The sequence below is a fragment of the Allotamlana fucoidanivorans genome, assembly GCF_006265225.1.
Classification (GTDB): Bacteria; Bacteroidota; Bacteroidia; order Flavobacteriales; family Flavobacteriaceae; genus Allotamlana; species Allotamlana fucoidanivorans.
Genome location: NZ_VDCS01000049.1, coordinates 1 through 1010 on the forward strand (window position 1 = coordinate 1; position 1010 = coordinate 1010).

Annotated in this window: 1 protein-coding gene; it reads right to left on the reverse strand. The window is 42.6% G+C overall.

What is annotated here, in order from left to right; genetic code table 11:
- On the reverse strand, positions 1-1010 hold a 1010-nt coding region (locus FGF67_RS17305; protein ID WP_394344309.1), incomplete at both ends, for a hypothetical protein.

The following is a 1010-nucleotide window of genomic DNA, read 5'->3' on the forward strand; positions in this document are numbered from 1 at the left end:
TCGATAGACTGATTGGTAAAATCATGCGATACGCTCGGTGAACACCCCCCCGCTAAACTGTTATTTATAATAGCTGTTTGATTAGTTACCCAAGCTGCGATATCAGCATCCAGTGCATTTTGAGCTGCAGTAGGATCCGCATTATCAAACTCACAGGCATCCGCACTATCATCAGAAGGACTAGTATAGCTTACTACTTGAGGTTGTGTTAAGGTATAGGTAGCTTGAGGAGTAAAAGTTTCACAAATATCATCAATAGTCCAGGTAATGGTTACCGTACCTCCCGTACAGAAGTCGATAGACTGATTGGTAAAATCATGTGATACGCTCGGTGAACATCCACCCGCTAAACTGTTATTTATAATAGCTGTTTGATTAGTTACCCAAGCTGTGATATCAGCATCCAGTGCATTTTGAGCTGCAGTAGGATCCGCATTATCAAACTCACAGGCATCCGCACTATCATCAGAAGGACTAGTATAGCTTACTGCTTGCGGTTGTGTTAGGGTATAGGTAGCAGTAGGATTAGTAGAGCCACAGATATCTTCTACCGTCCAGGTAATAGTTACCGTACCTCCCGTACAGAAGTCAATAGACTGATTGGTAAAATCATGCGATACGCTCGGTGAACATCCCCCCGCTAAACTGCTATTAATACTATTAGTTTGTGCCGTTACCCAAGCTGCGATATCAGCATCCAGTGCATTTTGAGCTGCAGTAGGATCCGCATTATCAAACTCACAGGCATCCGCACTATCATCAGAAGGACTAGTATAGCTTACTGCTTGCGGTTGTGTTAGGGTATATGTAGCTTGAGGAGTAAAAGTTTCACAAATATCATCAATAGTCCAAGTAATTGTTACCGTACCTCCCGTACAGAAGTCAATAGACTGATTAGTAAAGTTATGAGATACAGTTGGAGATCCACCTGTTAAACTATTATTGATAATGGTAGTTTGGGCCGCTACCCAAGCTGCAATATCAGCATCCAGTGCATTTTGAGCTGCAGT